This window comes from Streptomyces sp. DH12 (assembly GCF_020873895.1).
Taxonomy (GTDB): Bacteria; Actinomycetota; Actinomycetes; order Streptomycetales; family Streptomycetaceae; genus Streptomyces.
The window spans coordinates 1-1,015 of sequence record NZ_JAHWGT010000117.1 but is presented as its reverse complement, the minus strand read 5'-3'; the positions used below and the strand labels follow the sequence as shown (position 1 = coordinate 1,015).

At 75.1% G+C, this 1,015-nt stretch carries 1 pseudogene; it reads left to right on the top strand.

The features are described from left to right. Positions 1-1,015 (top strand): annotated as a pseudogene (locus tag LPA54_RS32860) (LuxR family transcriptional regulator); the annotation flags it as partial.

Genomic DNA, 1,015 nt, shown 5'->3' with positions numbered 1-1,015 from the left:
GGAGGCGGTCGAGCCAGCCCCGGAGACGCCCGGTCCGCCGCGTGAGGAGCTGGAGCCCGCGCTGTTCACCCCCACCCTCGCCAGCCAGTACTCGGGCCGGCCCGAGCACTGGCAGCCTCTGGCCGACGTGCTCGCCCGGTTCCCCGAGGCGGCGCCCGCCGCCGCGGCGTCGCTGGGGCGCGTCCACCACGACCTCGGCTCCGTCACCGACGGCATGCTGCGCCGCCTGGACGAGGAGATCGCGCGGCTGAGGGACCAGAGCGACGCCGACGTGGTCATCCGCACCGCCCTGACCGCCTCCTACCTCGACCGGCTCCCGGGCTGTCGCGAGGCCGTGTCCCGCGTCATACGCGACGGCGGCGCGGTGGGGTCGAGCATGCCGGCCCTGATGTTCGTCGCCCTGGACGACCTGTACGCCGGCCGGTGGCAGGCGTCGGCCGGCGCCGCGGACGAGCTCGTCGCACTGTCCGAGGAGACGGGATACCACCTGTTCGCCCAGGTGGGGCACTACATCGCTGCGATGACCGCGGCCCAGCGCGGCGCCCTCGACACGTGCCGGGAGCACTGCGAGGACATCTGGGGATGGTCGGGCCCCAGGGGCCTGCGGCGGCTGGAGAACTGCGCCCACCAGGCGGCGGCCCGGGCGGCCCTGGGCGCCGCCGACTTCGAGACGGCGTTCCGGCACGCCACGGCGATCTGCGCCCCGGGTGTGCTGCCGCCGTTCAACCCCGAGGCGATGTGGTCCGCGCCTGACCTCGTCGAGGCCGCCGTGCGCTCCGGGCGGCACGCGGAGGCGCGACGGCACGCGGACGCGCTGCGCGACGCAGGTGTCGGTCACCTCTCGTCACGGTTCGCGCTGAGCGCGGCCACGGTCACGGCGATGACATCGGCTGCCGAGGACATGGCCCGGTGCTTCGAGGAGGCGCTCGGGCTGCCGGGCGTCGAGCAGTGGCCCTTCGAGGCCGGCCGTGCTCATCTGGCGTACGGCGAGAGGCTGCGCCGTCAAGGGCTCAAC